Source organism: Desulfobacula toluolica Tol2, from assembly GCF_000307105.1.
Taxonomy (GTDB): Bacteria; Desulfobacterota; Desulfobacteria; order Desulfobacterales; family Desulfobacteraceae; genus Desulfobacula; species Desulfobacula toluolica.
This window is the reverse complement of the sequence record NC_018645.1, coordinates 1607732-1631210: the sequence shown is the minus strand read 5'-3', so window position 1 is coordinate 1631210 and position 23479 is coordinate 1607732. Positions and strand designations below refer to the sequence as shown.

General features: G+C 39.2%; 25 protein-coding genes. 9 read left to right on the top strand and 16 right to left on the bottom strand.

The genetic code is table 11. The features are described 5' to 3' along the window. Window positions 1-7: 7 nt before the first annotated feature. Window positions 8-973 (bottom strand): ABC transporter substrate-binding protein, encoded by a 966-nt coding sequence (locus TOL2_RS07505; protein ID WP_014956904.1) that lies wholly within the window; start codon window positions 971-973, stop codon window positions 8-10. A 217-nt stretch (window positions 974-1190) separates the two neighbouring features. Between TOL2_RS07505 and gspF the strand changes: the two genes are divergently transcribed. Beyond that, on the top strand, window positions 1191-2408 hold the full coding sequence (gene gspF / locus TOL2_RS07495) for a type II secretion system inner membrane protein GspF (protein ID WP_014956903.1): 1218 nt from the start codon (window positions 1191-1193) through the stop codon (window positions 2406-2408). A gap of 2 nt (window positions 2409-2410) precedes the next feature. On the opposite strand, the gene TOL2_RS07490 is transcribed toward gspF, so the two are convergent. The 8 genes from TOL2_RS07490 to pilM all read right to left on the bottom strand — a co-directional run bounded on the left by TOL2_RS07490 (window position 2411) and on the right by pilM (window position 11653). Next, window positions 2411-3589, bottom strand: a complete 1179-nt coding sequence (locus TOL2_RS07490; RefSeq protein ID WP_014956902.1) for a tetratricopeptide repeat protein — start codon at window positions 3587-3589, stop codon at window positions 2411-2413. Next, window positions 3586-3972 carry a membrane protein insertion efficiency factor YidD gene (gene yidD / locus TOL2_RS07485; RefSeq protein ID WP_014956901.1) on the bottom strand — a complete coding sequence of 129 codons (387 nt, stop codon included), beginning with the start codon at window positions 3970-3972 and terminating at the stop codon, window positions 3586-3588. The genes TOL2_RS07490 and yidD overlap by 4 nt, the downstream gene beginning before the upstream one ends. Before the next feature lie 7 nt (window positions 3973-3979). Beyond that, entirely contained in the window at window positions 3980-5692 is a 1713-nt protein-coding gene (gene gspE / locus TOL2_RS07480; protein ID WP_014956900.1) for a type II secretion system ATPase GspE, read from the bottom strand. Between the two features lie 13 nt (window positions 5693-5705). After that, a complete protein-coding gene (gene gspD, locus TOL2_RS07475) occupies window positions 5706-7682 on the bottom strand; it encodes a type II secretion system secretin GspD (protein ID WP_014956899.1) in 1977 nt (658 codons plus the stop codon). Between the two features lie 151 nt (window positions 7683-7833). Further along, window positions 7834-8721, bottom strand: coding sequence for a type II secretion system protein N (locus TOL2_RS07470; protein WP_014956898.1), 888 nt, complete (start codon window positions 8719-8721; stop codon window positions 7834-7836). After that, on the bottom strand, window positions 8718-9590 hold the full coding sequence (gene gspN / locus TOL2_RS07465; RefSeq protein WP_014956897.1) for a type II secretion system protein GspN: 873 nt from the start codon (window positions 9588-9590) through the stop codon (window positions 8718-8720). Before gspN ends, TOL2_RS07470 begins: the two co-directional genes overlap by 4 nt. 17 nt (window positions 9591-9607) lie before the next feature. After that, window positions 9608-10135 (bottom strand): type II secretion system protein GspM, encoded by a 528-nt coding sequence (gspM, locus tag TOL2_RS07460; RefSeq protein ID WP_014956896.1) that lies wholly within the window; start codon window positions 10133-10135, stop codon window positions 9608-9610. 27 nt (window positions 10136-10162) lie between these two features. Next, the gene (gene pilM, locus TOL2_RS07455; protein ID WP_014956895.1) at window positions 10163-11653 is read right to left on the bottom strand and encodes a pilus assembly protein PilM; all 1491 of its coding nucleotides are present in this window, start codon (window positions 11651-11653) and stop codon (window positions 10163-10165) included. A 277-nt stretch (window positions 11654-11930) separates the two neighbouring features. On the opposite strand from pilM, the gene gspG reads away from it, so the two are divergent. The 5 genes from gspG to TOL2_RS07430 are packed head-to-tail and all read left to right on the top strand — an operon-like array spanning window position 11931 to window position 15217. Beyond that, window positions 11931-12377: a type II secretion system major pseudopilin GspG gene (gene gspG, locus TOL2_RS07450; RefSeq protein WP_014956894.1), complete on the top strand. Its 447-nt coding sequence runs from the start codon at window positions 11931-11933 to the stop codon at window positions 12375-12377. Beyond that, complete coding sequence (locus tag TOL2_RS07445) at window positions 12370-12876, top strand: pilus assembly FimT family protein (RefSeq protein ID WP_041279350.1); 507 nt, start codon at window positions 12370-12372, stop codon at window positions 12874-12876. Before gspG ends, TOL2_RS07445 begins: the two co-directional genes overlap by 8 nt. Beyond that, window positions 12869-13363 carry a type IV pilus modification PilV family protein gene (locus TOL2_RS07440; protein ID WP_041279349.1) on the top strand — a complete coding sequence of 165 codons (495 nt, stop codon included), beginning with the start codon at window positions 12869-12871 and terminating at the stop codon, window positions 13361-13363. Before TOL2_RS07445 ends, TOL2_RS07440 begins: the two co-directional genes overlap by 8 nt. Then, window positions 13360-14097, top strand: coding sequence for a PulJ/GspJ family protein (locus tag TOL2_RS07435; protein WP_014956891.1), 738 nt, complete (start codon window positions 13360-13362; stop codon window positions 14095-14097). The genes TOL2_RS07440 and TOL2_RS07435 overlap by 4 nt, the downstream gene beginning before the upstream one ends. After that, a complete protein-coding gene (locus TOL2_RS07430; RefSeq protein ID WP_014956890.1) occupies window positions 14087-15217 on the top strand; it encodes a type II secretion system minor pseudopilin in 1131 nt (376 codons plus the stop codon). Before TOL2_RS07435 ends, TOL2_RS07430 begins: the two co-directional genes overlap by 11 nt. Before the next feature lie 77 nt (window positions 15218-15294). Here the strand turns inward: TOL2_RS07430 and TOL2_RS07425 are convergent, their stop codons facing one another. Together TOL2_RS07425 and TOL2_RS07420 are read right to left on the bottom strand one after the other, a co-directional pair. After that, window positions 15295-16260 carry an OmpA/MotB family protein gene (locus TOL2_RS07425; RefSeq protein ID WP_051012315.1) on the bottom strand — a complete coding sequence of 322 codons (966 nt, stop codon included), beginning with the start codon at window positions 16258-16260 and terminating at the stop codon, window positions 15295-15297. Further along, window positions 16235-16720, bottom strand: a complete 486-nt coding sequence (locus tag TOL2_RS07420; protein WP_014956888.1) for an LPP20 family lipoprotein — start codon at window positions 16718-16720, stop codon at window positions 16235-16237. Before TOL2_RS07420 ends, TOL2_RS07425 begins: the two co-directional genes overlap by 26 nt. A gap of 235 nt (window positions 16721-16955) precedes the next feature. Here TOL2_RS07420 and TOL2_RS07415 point away from each other — a divergent pair, with 235 nt between their 5' ends. The 3 genes from TOL2_RS07415 (at window position 16956) to TOL2_RS07405 (ending at window position 20461) form a co-directional block, all read left to right on the top strand. Further along, entirely contained in the window at window positions 16956-17498 is a 543-nt protein-coding gene (locus tag TOL2_RS07415) for a hypothetical protein (protein WP_014956887.1), read from the top strand. Window positions 17499-17598: 100 nt separating this feature from the next. After that, a complete protein-coding gene (locus tag TOL2_RS07410) occupies window positions 17599-19026 on the top strand; it encodes an aminopeptidase (RefSeq protein ID WP_014956886.1) in 1428 nt (475 codons plus the stop codon). Window positions 19027-19231: 205 nt separating this feature from the next. Beyond that, window positions 19232-20461 (top strand): D-alanyl-D-alanine carboxypeptidase/D-alanyl-D-alanine-endopeptidase, encoded by a 1230-nt coding sequence (locus TOL2_RS07405; RefSeq protein ID WP_014956885.1) that lies wholly within the window; start codon window positions 19232-19234, stop codon window positions 20459-20461. A 24-nt stretch (window positions 20462-20485) separates the two neighbouring features. On the opposite strand, the gene folE2 is transcribed toward TOL2_RS07405, so the two are convergent. Genes folE2 through pssA form a run of 5 tightly spaced genes read right to left on the bottom strand, consistent with a single transcriptional unit; the run spans window position 20486 to window position 23477 of the window. Beyond that, the gene (gene folE2, locus TOL2_RS07400) at window positions 20486-21265 is read right to left on the bottom strand and encodes a GTP cyclohydrolase FolE2 (RefSeq protein WP_014956884.1); all 780 of its coding nucleotides are present in this window, start codon (window positions 21263-21265) and stop codon (window positions 20486-20488) included. Then, window positions 21240-21995, bottom strand: a complete 756-nt coding sequence (locus TOL2_RS07395) for a tRNA 2-thiocytidine(32) synthetase TtcA (protein ID WP_014956883.1) — start codon at window positions 21993-21995, stop codon at window positions 21240-21242. Before TOL2_RS07395 ends, folE2 begins: the two co-directional genes overlap by 26 nt. A gap of 15 nt (window positions 21996-22010) precedes the next feature. Continuing rightward, window positions 22011-22214, bottom strand: coding sequence for a DNA-directed RNA polymerase subunit omega (gene rpoZ / locus TOL2_RS07390; RefSeq protein ID WP_014956882.1), 204 nt, complete (start codon window positions 22212-22214; stop codon window positions 22011-22013). 20 nt (window positions 22215-22234) lie between these two features. Further along, entirely contained in the window at window positions 22235-22702 is a 468-nt protein-coding gene (greA, locus tag TOL2_RS07385) for a transcription elongation factor GreA (RefSeq protein WP_014956881.1), read from the bottom strand. Window positions 22703-22751: 49 nt separating this feature from the next. Then, a complete protein-coding gene (gene pssA / locus TOL2_RS07380) occupies window positions 22752-23477 on the bottom strand; it encodes a CDP-diacylglycerol--serine O-phosphatidyltransferase (protein WP_014956880.1) in 726 nt (241 codons plus the stop codon). Window positions 23478-23479: the final 2 nt, after the last annotated feature.

The window sequence follows — 23479 nt, the reverse complement described above, 5'->3', positions numbered from 1 at the left end:
CTTATGGTCACTCCCTCACCTGAAGGCCGATTTTATCAACCATTTTACGGTTAATGACGGTCTTGAATTCCGGCGGGTCTGCGCTGCACTCACCGGTTTTAAAATAGGCCTCGATTTTTCCGGCAGTCTGTAATCCCAATGCCGTATAATCAAAATCAAAAGAAAAAACCGCACCTGAACGAATAAAAAAAGAATTATATCCTATCACGCCTGTTTTATGGTAAATACCAAGCCTGATAATATATTGTATGATTTTTTCAGAAATCACGGTCCGGTCCGGAATCATCCAGACACAGTCAATATTTTGCCAGTTTTTTGCCAGCACCCCGGGAATCTGCTTCATGGCTTCAACCTGCAACGGGATAAGGGCAATGCCATATTGTTGTGATGCAAAACCGGCTGTTTCATAAAACCCTTTATTGTTCCGGGCATCAAACAGCAACCCGATTTTTTTTACATTGATAAATGCTTGTGCAATTTCCCGAACCTGTCTATCAACTGGAATCCTCAAGGAAATACCACAGATAGGGACAGATTGAATATTTATAGAATCTGCATATTCAAAAGATTTGGAAATAAATTTGGAATCAGCTCCCAAACTACCGGGATCAAGAACGGCTGTGAACAATTTTTGAGGACTTATTTGAAATTTGCCCCCTGTTCTCCAAACCATTTTCGCCGCCTCGGGTCCGACAGCTACAAGCAAATCAAACTGACCTTTTTCCAGTTTGCCTAAGACCTGTTCATTATTTTGGGGATCTGAATCGGAAAGAAAAAACACCCGGATTGAGATTGTTTCTTTCAAGCCCTTTGTAATGCCTTCCATTACATTCATATACGGCCTGATCTTCTTTGAAACAACAACGGCAATACTATGCTCTTCACCGGCAAAGGCATCACCGGCAAATACGGACAGATATCCGCAAATACAGATCATGACAAAATATATATATGGATATTTTTTTTTATTCATTCAAAATTGCACCAAAAATTTCATCATAATCACGTTCATATATCAGAACAATTTAATAAATACAAATGAGGGTTTTCGGGCAGCCGTAAATTATGGTATATGCACAACCAGGGGACACACAACCGAACCTGGAACGGATTTCCGGCAACCGCCGATGACGAAACCTATGACAGATTTTAAATCCATCCCCACATAACATACGCGAAGGGATTGAACAATGCCGGTTTATGAATACACTGCATTAAACAAAAAAGGAAAAAATATTTCCGGATTACTCAATGCAGACAACATCAAAGCTGCAACAGGCAAATTACGCAGTTCGAAAATATTTCCCATCTCAATAACAGAAATCACGACCCGTGCCGGAAAACAAAAAAAAGGGTTCTCTTTTTTCTATTCACCCGTCCGGTCATCTGAAATTGCAATGATGACAAGGCAACTGGCCACTCTTATTACAGCCGGATTCCCACTGACCACTGCACTGAACACCCTGCTTCCCCAGACAAAAAATCAATCTTTTAAACGAATTTTATCCGGGATCAAAGATGCCATTGAGGAAGGCAGCAGTTTTGCCGCAGCCCTGTCGCAATACCCTGGAATTTTTTCGGTTATCTATATTAATATGGTCAAGGCCGGAGAAGCCTCCGGCACCCTGGAGATTGTTCTGGAAAGATTGGCCGATATTTATGAAAAACAAAACAAACTGAACAGAAAAATCAAATCAGCAATGGCCTACCCTCTGTTGATGACGCTTGTGGGCATAGGTGTTTTGTTCTTTCTTCTGACGGTTATCGTTCCCAATATCACCTCCATCTTTGAAGAGATGAACCAGTCACTCCCATTGACAACACAAATCCTGATCAATACCAGCCGGTTTTTAAAACACTGGTGGTGGGTGATTGCCGGTATCATAGGGTTGTTGATGATTTTCTATCATATCATCAGCAAAAAATCTGCTGTTCAAACAGCCATTGATAAATTTATCTTAAATCTTCCAGTGGCAGGGGAACTGGTTCAAAAAATATCCGTTGCCAGATTAACCAGAACCCTGGGATCTTTGCTGGAAAACGGAGTCTCTTTGCTGGATGCCCTTGAAATCGTGAAAAATATTACGGGCAATAAAATTATAGCAAATGCCATTCTGGAAGCGAAACAAGAAGTTGAATGCGGCCGTGAGTTAGGGGATGTATTGAGTCAAAACGCCCATTTTCCCTACCTGGCAGTGCAGATGATAAAAGTGGGCGAACAAAGCGGCAATCTTGAATCCATGTTAAAAAAAACCGCCCGGGTATATGATGATGAAATCGAAACAACTATTATCGGCATGACCACCATTATGGAGCCTTTGATCATACTGGTAATGGGAGTTGTGGTAGGATTTATTGTTCTGTCTATCTGTCTGCCCATTTTTGAAATGAACCAGTTGGTAAGGTAATATTAAAATTTATATTTCAACATGAATGCCATGCCGTTTTTTACAAAACCGGGATGAAACGATACTTTATTTTTATGGTCACGATAGTCTTGTTTCAAACTATCAATAAACTGTTTTTGTTTTGTTTGATTGTATTTATGAGCGCTGGTGATAGACCCGTAAATATTACCGGTATAAAAACCGGCTTCGACAAAACAGATCGCTCCACCCAGAAACTTATTGTCGTTTTCAAATGATTCATAGGCCGCCAGCATAAGAGACGAATTCAACAAAAAGGAGACCAGGGCGTCTTGATATCTTTCACAATACAAAAACCCGCCCCCGGGGACAACGGACAATGCACCTGCCACAGCAGGGATTTTCTTTTTTAATTGACCTATTTTTTCAAGAGAAGCGATACTGTTTTCCATCCGGTATTTTTTTTTACCTTCAAGGCTGATCATTGAAAAATATTTTTCAGCCTCCCGGACCGGGTATACCGGATAATCACTCCGGGATTTTAACACATCTGCCTTGTCAAGCAGTAGCCATCCCAGCACAAAGCAGGCCCTGTCACCAATACTGCCAATTTCTGAGACAGATTGTGTTCCACCGGGGACCGGTTTCAAATCTGTTTCCAATGGCAATGGTGATATAAAATCTGCCCCGGATTTCAAATTTATCTCCAAGTCACCGGCCCGGGTCAGCGTTACCAGGTTTCGGAGAACAGATACGGCCATGCCGGGTTTATCCATGGCCACATAAACTTCACTTAGCTTAAACATGGCGTCGACTGCAAGGCCGGATTGTGTTCCATCAAATTTTGTTCCATCAAATTTTGTTCTACCTGATTTTAGTCTATCTGGAACAAATTTCAAATCCGTTCCCAATTCAGCCACTGCTGCAAGATGCCTTACAGCATCGTCAAACCGACCCGCATTAAAAAAAGAAACTCCAGTGTTATATCTGGCCTCAACCACCCGTTCATGATGGGGAAACAAATGAAAAAACCGAATATATTCATGGGCAGCAGCAGAAAACTCTTTTTCTTCAAACAAGGTCTGTGCAAGTTGATACTGTTTTTGGGCATCCACCATAACCACATCTGCCATAACCACATCTGCCGGGAATCCGCTGACCGGAGAAAATAAAAGTATCGCCAAAAAAAGAATCAAAACCATCATTGAAAAAATCCTGTTCATTTATTCGACCACCAAAAATCATTATTTTCAACCGGATCGTATATATATTTTTTCCCGTTTATCCATAACGGAGAAGAAGTTTTGACTTCATCCCTGCCGCAACGGACCAGCCGGTCCATTCCCATTATCCATCCCATAAAAACCCCGTGTTTTTTGACGCTGTTTTTTATATAGGTAGAACAGGACGGAACCATGGGACACCGATCACCGTCAACCGGCGAGATATAGACCTGATAAAAACCAATAAGGCCCGGAACATGGTTCAAAGAAGCCGTTTCCATAGAAAATGCAAAAGAAGCAGGAATCAGAATCAAAACAATGAATGCCCAGGCAATAGATGTCCGGATATTAAATACGCGGATACCAAATAGTTGTAAAAGCACACACAAATTACACCTGGGTAACACGTAACACTTCCTCAATGGTTGTCATACCTTTAAATATTTTTTCAATACCGTCATGGAGCAGGGTTGTCATATTTTGTTCAAGGGCAAGATCCCTTATTTTTGTTGAATCAGAGGTTTTTAAAATAAGAGATTTATGATGCTTATCTATAACAAGAATTTCAAATATCGGCATCCGTCCCTTATATCCGGTATGAAAACATTTGCCGCACCCTTTTGCCTGGAAAATATTTTTTTGAGCAACATCTGCCTCTGTCAGACCTATGCTTTTCAGGGCCAGAGCATCAGGACGACAGGGTTCTTTGCACTCATGGCACAACACCCGGATAAGGCGCTGGGCAATCACAGCCCGCACAGCCGAAGTGATCAAAAAGGGTTCTATCCCCATATCCACCAGACGGGTAATGGCACTGGCTGCATCATTGGTATGAAGGGTTGACAGCACCAGGTGGCCGGTAAGAGCCGATTGCACGGCAATGGAGGAGGTCTCATGATCCCGGATCTCTCCGATCAGTATCACATCCGGGTCCTGCCGAACAATTGATCTGAGGCTTTTGGCAAAAGTCAGGCCTATTTTGGGATTCACCTGGATCTGGTTAATTCCTTCAAGTTTATATTCAACCGGATCTTCCACGGTAATAATATTAATATCCGGTTTGTTAATTTCTGACAGCATGGCATACAAGGTGGTTGTTTTTCCACTGCCCGTCGGACCTGTCATCAGGATAATACCATTGGGCAGGGAGGAAAGTTTGCGGATAAGGCTGAGCCTGTCAGGATCAATACCAAACTCCGACAGGGTCAAAAGAGAACTGGATTTATCCAGCAAGCGTAAGACGATCCTTTCGCCAAGAGTGGTTGGAATGGTTGAAATCCTTATATCAACGGTTTTATTACCAATGCGTACTTCAATGCGGTTGTCCTGGGGAAGCCGTTTTTCCGCGATATCCATATCTGCCATGACCTTAATCCGCGTGATCAAGGAGGCCTGTATCCTTTTTGGCGGCTCAAGCAGATCATAAAGGATGCCGTCAATCCGATACCGAATTTTCAAACTGTCCCGGCCCGGTTCAATATGAATATCACTGGCTTTTGCTTTCACCGATTGGGAAATCATATGATTCACAAGCTTGATTATGGGAGCATCACTGGTATCATCCAGCAGATCCGACGTCTGAGCAATCTCATTGATGATGCTGTCATCATCTTCCATATCATCCACAATCTTCTGGGCACTGTCACTCTTTTTATCGTAAAGATTATTAATAGTCGAAAGAATCTCACCTTTGGTGGACAGCACCAGTTGATACTTTTCAATCTTCAATATGGAAACCAGGTCATCCACTGCCTGCAGGGATGAGGGGTCATTCACAACAATGACCGGTTCCAGGGCAGACGGTTCTGCTTGCTCATCGTTTTTTATCAGAGGAACGATATAATAATTTTTAAAAAAATGAATCGGAATGATCCGGGTAAAGCCGGATCGGATATTTTGCACATCCAGCCCCTCCTGAAAAGGAATATCATATTGTAACTCAAGAGCTTTTAAAATTAATTTTTCCGGGGCAATCTTTTTTCTTATCAAAGCGTCCTGAAGTGATTCACCCTGCTTTTTAGCAGACTCTCTTGCCGTCGCAACCATATCCTCTGGTATGCCGAACCGGTTTTGCAGTATATTGGAAAGCGTTTCGATTTTCATATCCTGCCTGTTGCTATTTTTTATCCCTGTATAATTTAATGGTGTTCTCCTTGACCTTTGAAATCTCTTTATGTTTTTCCCGGTACACGGTTTCCGCCTCAACAGGATTCTCAATAATATGAGGAGTCAAAAAAATATACAGATTTGTCTTGACCCCTTTCCTGCCGGTTGATTTAAACAAATTCCCAGCAAATGGAATATCCCCGAGACAAGGTACCTTATAATCAGTTGATGTCAGGTCTTCCCCGATCAATCCTCCAATAACAACGGTAGCTGCATCCTTTACCACAACCGTGGTTTGAGCCGTTCGTTTCAAGGTTGTGGGGGTGTTTTCTTCAGTTGATGCAACCTTTTCAACCTTTTGATAAATATTCAGCCTGACAAAACGCCCCTGGCTTATCTGGGGTGTGATTTTCAGAGTAACACCCACGTCTTTGTATTCAAAATTTTCATAATTTTGATCACCTGAACCGCTGGTTGTCTTATACGGAATATTTTCACCCACACTGATCTCAGCCTCCTCATTATCCGTGGTCATGATCTGAGGGGTGGAAATAATCTGCACTTTTTCATTTTTTTTCATGGCCCGAATAGCAGCGCCAAGATTGGGGAAGGAAATCCCGCCAATGGTTATATTTTCCGCCATGATTCCCAGGGCAAAACCGCCGGGAACATTAAGAATATTATTGGTAATGGTCGGCAAAGCAGAAATTCCATTGCTTGCACTTTCACTGGTAAATGCTCCATAAACACCGGCATCATTTCCATCAACACTGCCGGCAGACATTCCGGCCATCCATTCAACCCCCAGCATAAAGTCATCCGTATCCCGTATCTCCATGATCAAGGCTTCAATATAGACCATTGGCCTGGGGATATCGAGCTTTTGTATAATGGTTTCCAGCACAGGATAATCATCTTTTTCAGCCATGATAATCAGGCTGTTGGTGGCCTTATCCGCTGTAATTTTAACTGTATCAGACACCACCGGGGCTGTTTTTTTTCCTTTTTCCTGGACAGATGCTTTGCCGGAAAGCGACTGAAGTACGGTTGCCAGCTCTTCTGCGTTTGCATTCTCAAGATAAAAAACACGGATTTTTGAATCGCTTTTAGGCACCTGCTTATCCATGATCTCTACCAGTTCTTTGACCTTGGCCGTATCAAACTCGTTGGCCAGGAGAACAAGTGTGTTTGTTCGTTCATCAGGTATGATTTTGACCATCTGATCCAAGGCTGTCTTTTTGCCTTTTGCTGTTTTTGTCTGGAAAAGCGTATTCAGTGTTTTCCCAAGCTTGATGGCATCGGCATAGGTGACCGGTATCACAGATATCTGTTGCCCCACATCTTTTACATCAATGGCTGTAATGATTTTCATCAGCCGGTTAATATTTGAATACACATCCGTTATAATCAGGGTATTTGTAGGCTCGTATGCCAGGATCACACTTGTTTTTGACACAAATGGAACAAAAAGCCTTTTGATTTCATTTGTGTCTGCGTATTTTAAAGGAATCAGCTGGGTCACAATTTTATCTCCAGTTCCGCCGGAACCTTTTTCAAATCGTGTTTCTACATTTTTTGACTTGGCCATCTGCATAGGAATAATCTTTGAAATTTCACCTGCCTTTACCACAGTAAACCCATTCACTTCAAGCACGGATTCAAATACTTTATATGCTTCTTGCTTTGTAATCTTGCCCGAAGATATAATGTTCACATTCCCTTTGACCATGTTATCAACAATAAAATTTTTATTAACCAATTCGCTGATAAACTTTATAAAAATCCTTATATCCACGTCATTAAAATCAATGGCTACATATTCATTCTGAGCTATTTTATAACTATTTTCCGCCTTCCTTCCTGATTTATTTTCCGTTTTATTTCCCACTTTATTTTCTTCAGCAACAACCAGACTTAAATTAAAAATGATCCAGCAAAAAACTGAAATAACGAATAAAAATTTACTGTTTTTCTGTAACAGCTTCATAATTCAACATACCTTTTTATAATAAAGTCTCTAAAAATATAAACTGTGACTTTCAAACTTTAACAATCCAAACAGCGACTTTCATGTTTTATTAAGGGTAAACCAAGGTGACCGGATTGTTGCATGAAATGGCCAGGTCTGACCGTGGCAATTACTCAAGTGAATATCTAATTTCCCCTTTCACTCCATTGCGTTTTATTTCAACAGTCATGGCGGCATTATCACCTATTTTCTTGAAGTCATTATAAAATTTTGTAACATCAACTATGGACCGGACATCTTCCCCATTAACTGCTGCCACGATATCACCATTTCTCAATCCCAGCTTTTCATAAAAAATCGAGTTGTTTTTAATATTGCTCAGCCTAAATCCATCCATTTTGCCTCGATAAAAGTGGTGCCGAACCCTGACATGTTTTCGCATATTTTTCAAATCATTAGCCAGGCCATTTACATCTGCCCATTTTAATTTGACGGTATCAAAAATTCTCTCACGCTCCCCCACGGAAGGAACGCCTGAAAAAACACCAGGGCCTTTATTAAAAATTTCTTTAGGCTTGCTTTCTTCCATGAGAAGAGTTTCTTCATTTCCATCTACCAGCAAGACAACTCTTTTTCTGAATATCGCCTTTATAACGGCCCGATCAATCATGTCATCAGTTTTATAAAGTTCTTCTTTTTTTTCACCCTTTTTCTTAATAACTGCAAAAAGTTCTGATCCATTGCCTGTGATCGTACCTTTAAGCTCAAGCTTAAGCTCGGTTAGCCTGATCTTTTGAGCGGATGCAGATTTTGAGGATATTTGTTTTTCAGGGATTGCATTTTTTTTTGTTTTAAAAAGGTCACGCACGGTAATGGCATTATAATAGGATTGATTCTGATTTTTTTTGTTTTCAACCGGTTGAAGCTGAACATCAACGGTTTTGAAATCATCACTGGTTTCAAATTCTGTTGAAAAATATGTATAAAAGCCTGATACGGAAAAATCAATAATAAAAAAGATTAACACCAAATTTATGATTGTAAAAACTTGCTTCATTTGATCCCCGGGTCAATGGTAATTATCGGATATTGAATGGTTCCGCCAATCCGCAAATGAATAAAGGCATTATCGGAATCTGTTCTTGACACATCAACCGGCATTTCATCTCCCGCATTCATAAAAAACAAGGGGTACAATACAATTTTGGTCTTAAGGTTCAACCGGCTGTTTTGAAATATTTTGGCCATACTGATTATACCCGATAAATGCAGATCTATCTGCCGACCTGTTAAACTGCAATTTTCTACCTTGACAAGATGATCTTCAGACATGGAAAATTTTAACTTTCCGGAAGAAAAAGAATAGGTTTCAACAGAAAACAAGGCTTCTGGGAATTGCAAGACCAGATCTGCAAAATTCAGGTCTCCTTTATTTTGAAGAATATTGCCCTGCTCAAAAACTGCGGTCAGGGTTCCATTGAGTATCCCTGACAATTGACCGTCTGACAAAAGTTCACCCAGACGTATATCTTCTAATTTCAAATTGTCAAGCACAGCTTCAATACCGGCATCTCCTGTTGTTTCCTTTGACAGACGCATAAAACCTGACAGGGCACCATCTAAAACATGTGCCTTAAATGTGCCTGTCACAGGATTGCCCCAAAATGTGGTTAAATCAAAAAACAATCTGGAGTTGTCAAGAGTTGCGATGGGGACACCGGCATAATGAATTTGAACAGCATCTGCCTTTAGACCGGGGGGAAAACAAGGATTAAGCGTATCAATCCGTAAAGTTACGCCGGGATGTATATGTGACAACATTTGTTCAATATATTTTGCTGCAGTCTTACCCGGAAAATGGACATATAAAGAAAAAAGGAGGCAAACGGCAATAAATATAAAGTATCCAAAAATTTTAAGTTTCATTCAACAATCTTCTGTTTTCAGCTCCTTATGGTCTCGACATGAAGAACAGCACTGATATAGCCCTCATCTCTCCCATCCCTGGAGATGGCAAGACGTTTGACAAAAACAATATTTTGGGATGTTTCCACAAGATACAAATATGCTGCTAACTGGGATAATTTTATTGACTTTAACTTCATTTCAACCAGGGATAATTCAATTTTTGACGCCTTATCCAAAGAGGACGACGGTTTCATATAATCAATATTCCCATCAAGGCCTGCTTTAACGGCAAGCTTTTCAAGAAATGCAAACAATGTAAATGCTTTCTCTCTCTGGGAATTTATTTTTTTTAAATTGTTATTCTTATTTAAGAGGCTCTCATATTCCGACTTTAAGCGGTTAATTTGCACAAGCGCTGTCTTTTTGGATGCCAACTGCCGCTCAAAAAGCTTTTTTTTTTCTGTAAACGGGGCTATTCCAAACTGATACACGATGACGGCAAGTATTAGAATACAAGCAAAAAAAACAGAATACCTTTCCCGCCGGTTCATTCTTAAAGCCAAAGTATACTTTTCTCCTAAAATTTAAATTCAGAATGCAATCTTCAGATTAAACTTCACACGTTTGTCTGTTTTGTCCATTGAGGCCGACTGTATATCAACCCCTCTAAACAACGCAATATTTTCAAATTTATTTTTCATGTTATCAATGGTATTGAATTGATCTGCACTTCCGCTTACAAGCAACTGATCTTCTGTTCTGACAAGTCGTGAAAAAACGATATCTAAAGAAGGCGGTAAAGATTTGCTTATCTCGTTTAACACATCAATGCAAAGTAGATGCTCACCCAAAAAATTGGTATTTTTATTTTCCTGTAAGGCAGAAACTTTAACCTGCATTTGATGGACCGGATCAACAATTGTTTTTACATCCGGAAAACACGATTTAAAAACTCCAATGACCTTTTTGTCAAGCTGCTCTATACTGTTTTGCATCCGGTTAATCTGTATAATAGGATTAATCGTCCATGCCAGAAAAAGAAAGACAGACAAAACAGCAACCGCTGTTATATTAAATTTGTTTTCCTGGTAAAACAATGTAAAATTCGAAACCTGGCGGCTGAAATTAAATATTTCAGCACCTTTTATTTCGTTGATACCCATGGCAATTGCATTTTGATAAAAATTGGTATGAGAGTCAGAAAATTGTCCTGATACAAAAGATAGCTTTTCAAGCTTGAAAAGATCAAATTCATGAACCGGTACAGCCATTTCTTTTTCAATATCACCACAAAGCTCTTTTAGAAAAGAAGCGGTTCCCGATATAATAATATCTTTGAGTTCAAGCTGATTGCCGATTGATTCGTTAAAGGACAAAAATGTATGGATAAGATTTGTTTTTACGGACCCAACCGGGTGACCGGAATCCAATAAAAAAGCTCTGCTAAAAGCGATTTCACCAAACCGCACTAAATGGATGGATGCCATAAGGGGTTCTGCATGAATAAAACAATAAAAGTCAGGTAGGTCTGCCGTTCCGGCATATACAAAGGCGGCTGCATAACCGCTTCCGACCGTTATCACATCAGGATGAACACCACACTGGTCAAAAAGGTTTTTGAACGGTTCCAGACAACTATTTTGTATGCCTGCAACCCCTGCCATATTAGTGTCCATAGAGCTATTAAAATTTTTATGAAGCATACAAAAATCAGCTTCAATCTCTTCAACCGGCCATGGCAGATAGCGCTCCAGCTCAAAAGAAAAAATCCGGCTGTTTTTTTTTCTGTTTTTAAATGGCAGGTCGATTGTTCTGAAAAAAAAACAAATACCTGGAATGCTTATAATACATCTGTCATACCGGGTATTCATTTTTATAAGGATTTGATTAAGTGCGTCCTTAACCGCCTGAAAAGGGGGCGCTCCGTTTGTGTTTTGACCATTTGTGTTTTGACCATTTGTGTTTTGAGCAATTGTGATGCAGGCTGCCTCAACGACACGAATCCCCTTAAGGCCATGGCTTAATAGAACAGATACAATCTGATTCTGTTGAATATCAATTGTCAACACTCTGCTGCTCATATTTTTTTCCACAAAAAGGCAAATAGGAAGTTTAAGCTGATTTTATATCCTCTAACTTAGTTTTATGCAACCCTATTCAATAATTCAATTATCTGATACAAGCTGTGAAATAAACTTGAAAGGTTTGATTTCCAGCGATAAAATAATTTTATATGAAAGTCTTGAAAAATCCAGACCATGACTTTCCTGTTTTGTTGTGGGCAAACCAAGGTGAAATAGCATGTCTGCCCGTGGCAGTTATTTAAAGAAACAAAATGGCTCGATAGAGGACAAAAAAATGGTTAAAAAAACAGTGACCAATATCAGGGGTTTTTCTTTGATCGAATTAATGGTTGTCATTGTCATCCTTGGCATTCTTGCCGGAATGATCATGCCCAAGCTGATGGGAAGAACCGACGACGCAAAGCAGGTAAAAGCACAGGTTGATATTGCAGCCCTTACTACGGCGTTGCAGCTTTACAAACTGGACAATGGAGACTATCCCACAACCGAGCAGGGGCTTAAAGCCCTGATTGAGCCGCCGGACAAAGAAGAAGGTACGGGTAACTGGAAAAAGGGCGGGTATCTTGAAAAATCAACTCTGCCAAAAGATCCCTGGAAAAGGCAGTTTATATACCTGAGTCCTGGAATTCACGGAGAATATGATATCATCTCCTATGGGGCGGATGGCGTGCCGGGCGGAGAAGATAAGAACAAGGATATTAAAAGCTGGGAAATTGAATAGAATATCACCCCATTCCGGTTTCACACTCATGGAACTGATTGTGGTTCTCTTTATCATCAGTATCATGATGACATTTGCTGTTCCTGAATTCAGCGGGAAAATTTTCAGAAGTGATACTGAGACCACCTTGAACTGGATTATTTTTAATGTCAACAAATTGAAAACAGAATCCCGGCATCAGGACAAAGATCTCTTTATGTGCATAAGCCCGGACACAAACACCATAAGCATCAAAGAAACCCAACCTGATCCGGACGTGTCAGACAAAGAAACCATTTGTGAATTTTTACTGCCCGAAGATGTCCGTCTTGACGGAATCGACTTCAACATTCCAGGACAGACAACTGATAATGACTTATGTGTTAAATTTTACAAAAAAGGATATTCGGATCATGCGATCATCCATCTTTCAGACAATGACGGAAACACTTTTTCCTGTTTAATCCAACCTTTTCTTCACAAAGTCAACATTTATGAAGGATATATTCAATTTGACTAACTGCAACGAACAGACCGGGTATTTCTCCTTGGTTTGCCCACAAAAAAACAGAAAAATTGCTGTTCGGATTTTTGATAACTTTCATATAAAAACAAATCAAAAAGGATTCACCCTTCTTGAAATCATGGTGGCTGTTTCCATTATCGCCATTGCATTTACAAGTGTAATAAAACTTCACACCCAGACCGTAGCCATGAATATTGGATCAAACTTTTATGCAAAAGCACCGCTTCTTGCACAAAGAATCATCGCGGAATGGGAAATCTCAACGGCAACTGATACTGCCCCCCTGGCCGTAAGCGATTCCCTGAAGGATTTCCCGGGTTTCACCTTTGACATAAACCATGAAGAACTTGATTTTGAAAACCTGTATTCCGGGAATCAGGATGACAATTACAGATTGCTTGTTGAAATTGTCTGTACGATTCTTTATAAGAATGGTGAATATCATTACACTGTCAAGTCCTTAAGATTAATATCCCAATGAGAAAATCAAAAAAAACAAGATCAAACCGATATAAGGGCTTTACCCTGGTTGAGATCCTGGTGGCAGTCACCATATTCAGCATAGCCGTTTCAACTCTGTTTGCCTCATTTAATATCATCATATCCCATATTGATCCCATTAACACAGGTCTGGATGATTATGAAATGGCCCAGGTTGCCATGGACAGAATCAAAAAAGACCTCATGTCCCTTTGCCTGACCCAATATCCTATTTACAGACCCCCGGACATGGAAGGATCTGATCATCCGGACCGATTCAGGTTTGTATCAAAAACCTTTTTTCTTGATGGAAATTCTTATACTCAACTGAAGTTTGCATCATTTGAACATATTGCTTTTAACCGGGATCAGCAAAGCAGGATTGGAATTATCAACTATTATGTGGAACCTTTGGAAAATGGAACCATTGTTCTGAAACGCTCTGATATTGGATCTGTTTTTTTTGATGAGACCCGGGAAGATAAAACTAAAAATGATCCGCTGTTATGTGAAAGGGTAAAGGCATTTGAGTTTATTTTTATAGATCAGGACGGCAAATCCCATGAAGAATGGGATTCTGATTCCTCTGATTTTGATTATGCCACCCCTTATGCCGTAAGCATCAAACTTGTGATTCAAGACCCTGGAAAATCTGGAAAAAAATCAGGCAAACGATCAAATAGTTTTTCCACCACACTTGTATTGCCGTCAATAAGGGAAAAAAATGAATCGTAAAACCCTTGTAAAAATATTAAAAAATGAGAATGGCGTGGCACTGCTGATAACACTGTCCATTATTGCCATTCTTCTTACAATCTCCCTTGAACTGAACCGTCGGGTAAAAATCGGAAGCATGGCAGCACAAACTGGCAAAGACGACTATTATTTGATGGAAATGGCCGAATCCGGCATCAATGTGGCAAAGGCCGTTCTTGTAAAAGATACGACTCATAATCGTATTGACTCAGTCCAGGAAGAATGGGCAGACACTGAGATCCTGGACAAAATAATACACTCTCTTGCATTTGATGAGGGTGATATCAAATTAAAAATCAATGATGAAATGGGTAAACTTCAGATCAATGCTTTGATCGATACCTATCCCGGACATGAAGTCAATCAGGATCAAAAGCAGATCTGTGAAAATCTTCTGTCCTTTTTTATCAGCAATGACAAGTCTGAAGACAAAAGAGATCCCAGACAAATCACAAATTGTCTCATTGACTGGTTGGACAGCAAAGATGGAGAGATGATCACGGGAATCTCAGGTGCGGAATCCTCCTTTTATGAGTCCCTTACCCCCCCTTATAAATGTGCCAACAGGGAATTTTTTGATTTAAATGAAATGTTTTTTGTTAAAGGAGTATCAAACACTTTACTTTCAGAATCAGACAATCTTAACTCTCTGTTTTTTGATCAAAAAGATTTGCAATTAAATGACCTGTTCACTGTTTTTGGTGCTGAAAAAAACAAGAACGACAAAAATAAACATTATCAATTTTCAGGAAAAATAAACATTAATACCGCCCCTATCCAGGTTATTGCGGCAATTCTTCCGTTTGGCAAAAAGGATCTTGCCAAAAATATCAGTGAATACCGTTGCATGAAACCGGACGATAAAAGCGGGTATGCCAATGACCTGTCTGTTAAGAACTGGTATGCGGGTGTTGCAGGGTTAACCCAAAAAGAAACAGAACAAATAGCAAAAATAGTCACATATTCAAGTGATATTTTTTCCATAGAATCACATGCCATTCTAAAAGGAAAATCTCTTGTTTTAAAAAGTGTCGTTAAAAGACAAAAAGATAAAAACGGTAAATGGTTTTGCAAGACACTCAGGCAACAGATTGATTAGTTTTTGGGTATTGGGTGATGAATTATGTTGGGGGGGGGATTTAAGATTATCGCGACTAAGCACCCAAAACAAGGCAATCACCCTGAAAAAACAACCGTCACCTCAGCACGTCTTTCAAAGGTTTTCTGTTTTGACATTCCTTTTGCTGAAAAACGATATTTTCCTGGTGATGCTATTTTAAATATGGACGGCTTAAGGCCCGAATTTATAAGCAGATGAACAATATTTGCAGCTCTTTTTGCACCCAGTTCAAAATTGGACGGATATGTTTTGTTTTTAATGGGAACCGTATCTGCATATCCGTTTACAAGGATTTTAACATCATAAGGTTTTAAAAAGGTTGCCAGTTTTTTTAAAAAAGATTTGTATTCGCCTGCAACATCGGCACTGCCGCTTGAAAACAGAATAGGCAGTATGGTTTTCATTTGAAGACATGTACCTGTTCCGACTATTTCCACCCAATCACCCAAATCCGATTTATTTATGGCTGCCTGAAGATCTGATTTGCTGATCCGGCTATCATTATCTTGTACATCAGCCACACTTTTATGCTCAATCAGGGCCGGGGGGTTCGGAATATCCGATTTTTCAGGAAGAGAATTTTCAGAACCGTTTTTTTTCAAAATATTCTCAACCAGGCTCTGCTTATTATTTTTGGAAACTGCTGCAGAATAATACCTAACAAGGGATTCTATCCTGTTTTTGTTTTTATGCAATACATCCATTTTTTTTTCTTTTATTGTAATTGCGTCTTTGAGTTTTGAAGATACGGTTCGTCCTGAATCCTGGATTTGATTTATTTTCAACACCAACCAGTCGATATCTTTTTCAACGATTTTTATCTGATGATCAATAACTTTAAGTTCTTTATTGTGAGTCTCAATTTTTTTAATCAACTCTTTTATTGAGTAAAAATTCCCGTCAAATAATTTTTGTTCCTGAAACCCTGCACTCCAAACAAGGGAAGGCAAACCCAGGCAGATGATCAATAAAACAATCAAAATACCTGTCATAAGCTTATGGTGAATCAAACGATATCCCATGCCAACCTCCAATAACTGCATGATTTAATGCTATTTTCAAGCGTAATCTTGCATTGGTGATTCCATGATCACCCTGATAAATTTCCATAATTTCCGTACCCCTGAGCCATGATTGGGTCTGAACCCGGACAGCATCATGAGTTATAATACCCCGTCCTGATTGCATAAAGGCGTCAATATAAACACCATGGACTTTTTCCGCAAGCTGCCGGTATCCATCTGCAACAGCAGCTCTTTGAGCCATTAAAACAGCCTCTGCTTTTGAAAGCGCGTTTTCAGGCTCAAGCCCTTTGCCGATGACCTGGAATGCAACAATATTTTGATCATCCCCCCCGCTACCTGCCAGAACACATATGTTACCCGGGCCTACGGCAATGGAAGATGGGTTAAACCTGCTGCATCCTGAAAAAAACAAGACGGAAAAAAAAAGTCCCCATACTATAATGCTTGTTTTTTTCATTTTTTTTCCCTATTTAAAAAAACTCCAACCAACAAACCGGAAGCAAACCCATTTATAACATTGATTCACAATATTTCTTTATGGTACTGATAGCAATCGTCAGGAGTTGCTGTTAACTTTAATCTGTACGGATCACTTCAACAGATAAATTGTCATTATAAAAAAACAAAACTAAGAGGCAACATATAAAAACAAGGCTCAAATACCATAGAATAAAGGCCACATGATAAAAATCATGCCTGAATATTATAAATACCTGTTGACATACACAATGGTTATGGTTCAATTCTTTTTCATCGCACCTATCAGCACAATAAATGCGGATGAAGGGATTGGAAAATACTATGTAAGATATGATGTTAAATCATCAAAAAACAGAATAAAAAATGATAATTTATTGATGGTCCCGGCTGAAAATGATTTCAGGGCGGAAAAATTTTATCGAATTTCCACTTCAGGGGTGATATCCGCCACTCCGGGAGAATCAAAAACATCTATTGAAAAGCGGATCAGAGAGAATTCTTTAAAAACAATTCTTGCCAATAAGGGGCTCAAATCCGTAAAAACAAAAGACTATGACACAGTGATCAGCTATGAGGGGATCATCATACCCCCTTTAATTATCCTGAAAAATACTTACCATGAGGATCAGAATAAGCATTTTTATGAAGTTCAAATTGAGTTTTGTCCCATTGCTTTTCCGGATAAATGGAAAACCCTTAATATAAAGCATAAAATCAAACAGATATTTTATGACTTTTTTCAATTGTTAAAATAATGAAAGGTCATATCAATATAATTAGATTTCCAGAGACAAATTTCAAATCGACAGCGGGGACAGATTTCAAATCTGTCCCCAAGCAAAAAGGACAGATCAAATGAATAAAGCCCAGTTAAAAAAAATAAAAGACACTATTTTAAAAAAATCCCCCCTGGTTTTTGATCAGTTGAATAAAAAACAAAAATCAGACCTGTTTAAATTTAATGAAACCTATAAACAATTTCTTAATAAATCCAAAACCGAAAGAGAGGCTGCCCGGCAAATCATTACGGCTGCAAAGGCCAGAGGATTTGTTGATATTGATACTTTGCTTGAAAACAAAACAAGCTCTGCAAAAAAAGTTTATAAAGTTTTTCAGGGGAGGTGTGTGGCCCTGGCTGTTTTGGGAAAAGAACCACTTGTTTTTGGTGCCAACATCATTGCCTCCCACATTGATTCACCCAGGCTTGATTTAAAGCAGAACCCCATTTATGAAGATTTGAGCATGGGATTAATGAAAACACATTATTACGGTGGGATTAGAAAGTATCACTGGCTTGCCATACCATTGGCACTCCATGGAACAATCATCAAAGCTGATGGTGAAACAATCGATATCACAATTGGTGAAGACCCGGATGACCCGGTTTTCACCGTGACCGATCTTCTGCCGCACCTGGCCGGAAAAATCCAGGCAAACAAAAAATTATCAGACGCATTTGAGGGGGAAAAATTAAATCTGATTGCCGGAAGCATACCATTGGGAAGTGATGAAGAAAAGAACCGGTTCAAACTGGGGGTATTAAATCTTTTACATGAAACATATAAAATTACAGAAGAAGATTTTGTCAGTGCGGAAATTGAAGCCGTACCTGCAGGAAAAGCAAGGGATGTCGGATTTGACAAATCAATGATCGGCTCCTATGGCCAGGATGACAGGATATGTTCCTATACAAGCCTTGAAGCATTACTGGATCAGCAATCTTCTGATAAAACCGCCATTGCCATGTTCTTTGACAAAGAAGAGATCGGCAGTGAGGGAAACAGCGGAGCAAAATCCAGCTTTCTTGAAGATTTTATGTCTGATCTGCTTTTTATCAGTAACCAGAATACGGACAACCGCTCTCTTAGAAAAGCCCTGATCAACTCATCTTGTCTTTCCGCCGATGTAAATGCTGCCATGGATCCTGATTTTAAAGAGGTTCACGAAAAATTAAATGCTGCAAAACTTGGATTTGGTATCTGTATGACAAAATTTACAGGTGTGGCAGGAAAATCCGGATCAAGTGATGCAGGTGCAGAGTTTGTGGGCAAAATCAGACAAATATTTAATAAAAACAACATTGTCTGGCAAACAGGAGAACTGGGAAAAATAGACCAGGGCGGCGGCGGTACAGTGGCAAAATTCCTTGCCAAATACGGAATGAATGTGCTGGACTGCGGCCCTGCGATTCTTTCCATGCACTCACCGTTTGAAGTTGCAAGCAAGGCGGATGTATACATGACATACCTTGGTTATAAAGCCTTTTATGCTGAAAACAGATGAATTTTTTAAAACAAATACCCATTATTTTAATATGAAACTCTGCGCAACATACTGCCACAATAAAAATTTCAATTTTTATTGTGGCAGACAAATCTGCCATGGGGACTTACATGAAAGTCCCGACAAACCAAGTATTGACTTTCACCTTTTATTCCCGGCAAACCCAGGCAAAATATCAGTTCTGCTCACAGCAGTTATAGTTAGTTTGATCATCTGTAGCGGCGGTCTATTTGTTCCGCCATGTATTGGTGCAAAAAATTTGTCCGCAAGCATTATTTCCGCAAATTATCCTATCGGCATTGTATTGGCCGATGACCAAGGAAATATACTGTATAGTCGAAACAAGGACCGGCAATTTATCCCCGCCTCTATTTTAAAAATTCTGACAAGCCTTGCCGCCATTAATATCCTTGGACAAGACTATCGTTTTTCAACTGCTTATTTTTTTGATAAAAACTCAAAAAATCTTTATATAAAAGGCTTTGGTGACCCTTTATTGATTTCAGAAATCATTGAAACGCTGTGCTTGGACATTATCTTAACAACAAAAATCAAACAAATTCACCATATCATTCTTGATCCAACATATTTTTCAGAACAGATAACGGTTCCCGGCAAAAGCAATTCTTTAAATCCCTATGATGCCCCTGTCGGTGCCTTATGTGCCAATTTCAACACAATTATGTTCAAATGGAGTTCAAAACAAAACAAATTTGTCAGTGCGGAAGCACAAACGCCTTTGCTTTCAGTCTTTTATGACGACATTAACAGATCAGGCCTCCGACAGGGCAGAATCATTCTTTCAAAACAGCAAAGCTTCTTGTATCCGGGTCAGTTGATCAAATACTTTCTTGAAAAAAATCATATCAAAATCACTGGAGATGTTTTACAGGGAACGTGGGATACCAGAAAACTTGATATCAAAGAAAAAGACGAACACCTTTTTGTGTCCCCTTTTGAACTAAAAGAGATTGTAAAAAAGCTGTTGAAGTACTCCAGTAACTTTATTGCAAATCAATTAGTTTTAACCATTGGGGCAAAGACATATGGAACACCTGCCACACTTGAAAAAGGAGTTAACACGATTCTGGATTATTCTATAAACCATTTAAAACTCAGTCATCTTAGGCTTTCAGAAGGATCAGGCCTGTCAAGAAAAAACCGAATTTCTCCAGACCAGATGCTGAAAATTCTGATTGAATTTATGCCGTTTTATTCATTATTAAACTGCAAAAACAATGATTTTTTTAAAACCGGTACACTCTCAGATGTCAGAACCTGTGCAGGATATATTCTGGGAGATGATAATAAGTTTTACCCATATGTAATTATGGTGAACCAGAAAAATAGAGACTATAAATCCATTCTAAAAAAGCTTCAAACTAAAGTTTCTCAAATAACAAATCAGAAAAAAACAAAAAAAAAGCTGATTTAAAAATCCAAATTCAAGAGTCCTTATTTAAGAAACAATACCCTTTTCAATATAAGCGTAAGCACTATGGTTATGGATAGATTCAAAATTTTCCGCACTTACGGAAAACCAGGTAATGTTGTTATCCTCCATCAGGGCTTTGGCCACGTCTCTTGCGATATCTTCCACAAATTTGGGATTATCATAGGCTTTTTCCGTGACAAATTTTTCATCTTCTCTTTTGAGAACTGAAAAAATATCACAGGATGCGCATGTCTCAACAAGCTCCACAATATGTTCAATCCAGATCAATCGTTTAAACCGCGTACTGACCAGCACTTCTCCTCGCTGGTTATGTGCCCCGTATTCACTTATTTCTTTTGAACAAGGGCAGACAGATGTTACAGGAACAGCAACGGTTAAGACAATATCTGTATCTGTTTTTCCGTTTGAAGACCCGATGATGGAACAGGTATAATCCATCAAGCCTTTTGAACCTGTTTCCGGGGATTTTTTTTCAATAAAATAGGGAAATGTGATCTCAATATGGGATGATTTGGCACCAAGAATCTTCTTCATATCTTCAAGGATATTTGTGATGGATTCCAAAGATACCTTTGTCCTGAACAAATGCAAAATTTCCACAAACCTGCTCATATGGGTTCCTTTGCACTGATGGGGCAGATCCACATACATACTGATCTGGGCGACGGTAGACTGAAGTCCTGTTGTTTTATCCAGAACTTTAACCGGGTATTTCAATCCCTTTATCCCAACCTTGTCAATTGGAATATTCCTGTAATCAGGTTGATTTTGAATGTCTATCATTTTTATTTTCTAAAAGATAATCAAGGGCAACATTGCTCATTGCCCTGAATATATTGCCTTTTATGTGTTTATTATGTTTATACAATGTTTCAAGTAAATTTTTTATTTCACTGCGTTTTGTCTGGTTTGCACTGGGGCAATTATTTTTAAACTCCGGCAAATCAAACAATTGACCAAACCGTATAATATCTTCTTTATCAACATAGGACAAAGGCCGAATGATATCAATAGCACCATTAAAAAAAGCTTGCCTGGGTTTCATAGTACCAATTTTACCGGCATAACATATATTAATAAATAATGTCTCAATAATATCATCTTTATTATGACCCAAAGCAATTTTTTTACAGCCCTGTTCTTGTGCAATCTCAAAAAGCCTTTTTCTTCTCAACCAGGAACACAAAAAACACGGATTTGACCTGTTTTCGTCTGAATGGGCCAGCACACCATAATCTTTGTATTCAATTTTAATATCACCATATGCATTCTCTACATAATATTCCAGATCTTTTGCAAATGACCCTTCAAAACCGGCATCAATGTGTACGGGCAGCAGTTCAAATCTTATTGGTGCCTTTTTTTGCAGGGCAACTAAAATTTCTAAAAGTGCCTGACTATCCTTACCACCGGATAAACCGACCAGTATCCGATCGTTTTCAAGGATCATATCCCAATCATGAATTGCTTTTCCTACGGCACGATTGATTCTTTTTTGAAGCCCGGTTTTCAATCCTAACCCTATAATTTATTCGGCTTCGGGTTTCTTTTTTGCCACAATCCTGTTTGCCGCAATCTCTCTTAACACTGTCACAACATCCTCATTCTTGGATGATTTCACCAGCAGGTCCGCTCCTTCTCTGACCTGTCTGATTCTTTTAGCAGCCAAGTGAACAAGGGTAAATCTATTGTCTACATTTTTCAAACAATCTTCAATGGTAACTCTTGCCAAAACGCATACCTCCAATATGTTTAGAGAATCTCTATGACCTCATATATTCTTTTGCCGCCGGGAGCCTGAACGATTGCTTCCTCTCCGGGTTTTTTGCCGATAAGCGCACTGCCCAAAGGGGAAGACATGGAAATTTTTCCCAGTTTTATATCGGCTTCATCAGGGCCGACAATCATGTATTCTATTTCTTCTTCCGAGTCAAGATTTTCAACAAGAACCCTGCAGGCAAACCTGACAGCGTCCTTTGGTACGGTTTCCGGATCAATTATTTTAGCATTTCCAATCTTATAGCTGATTTCACCGATCCTGCCTTCCAGAAATGACTGTTTTTCCTTGGCAGCATGATATTCGGCGTTTTCAGACAAGTCACCATGGGCACGGGCCACCTCTATTGCTTTGATATTTTCAGGCCGCTCAATTGTTTTCAATCGTTCAAGTTCTTTTTTCAAGGCTGCATAGCCCTGTTTTGTGATAGGTATCTGCTCCAACGTTCAATTTACTCCATAATAATTATTATTTTTAAACCCTTTATCAATTTTAAATCGCTTTTTCAATTTTGGATGTGTGATGATATAACAGTGATAAAATAGGCCCGGACACAACATATACTGAAAAAACAACAAACAGAAAAATATAAGGTTCGGTGGCAAAGGCAACAAAAACAAGGACAAGCATGACAAGTTTGTTAAATTTCATGCTTTTAAAAAAAGATACCTTTTTTAGACTTTTGTACCTGAACGAACTTACCATGCAAAAAGAAAGAACGAACATCAGTATCATAAAAATCAGTTTAAAGGATTCAGGACTAATCTGCAACCGATAGAAAAAAAGAACTGCGGAAACATTCATTGCCGCAGCAGCAGGAATCGGCAAACCCTCGAAATCAATACCGGATGATTTACTGGTATTAAACCTGGCAAGCCTTAATGCGCCACATATCGTAAACAAGAGAGCTGCGGACCAACCCGGCCTGCCAATGGATTCAAGCACCCACAAAAACATTAAAAGTGCGGGAGCCAACCCAAAAGTAATCAGATCTGCCAGAGAATCATATTCAACACCGAATTTACTGGTGGTATTGGTTGCCCTGGCAATTTTACCATCCAGCAAATCAAACACGGCACCAATCAATATGGCAACAGCAGCATCAACAAATTTTAGCTGAATAGTTGCCGTAATTGAATAGTATCCGCAAAACAAATTCATGGACGTAAATAGATTGGGGAGAATATAAATACTTTTTTTAAAATTCTGTTTTTGCATCC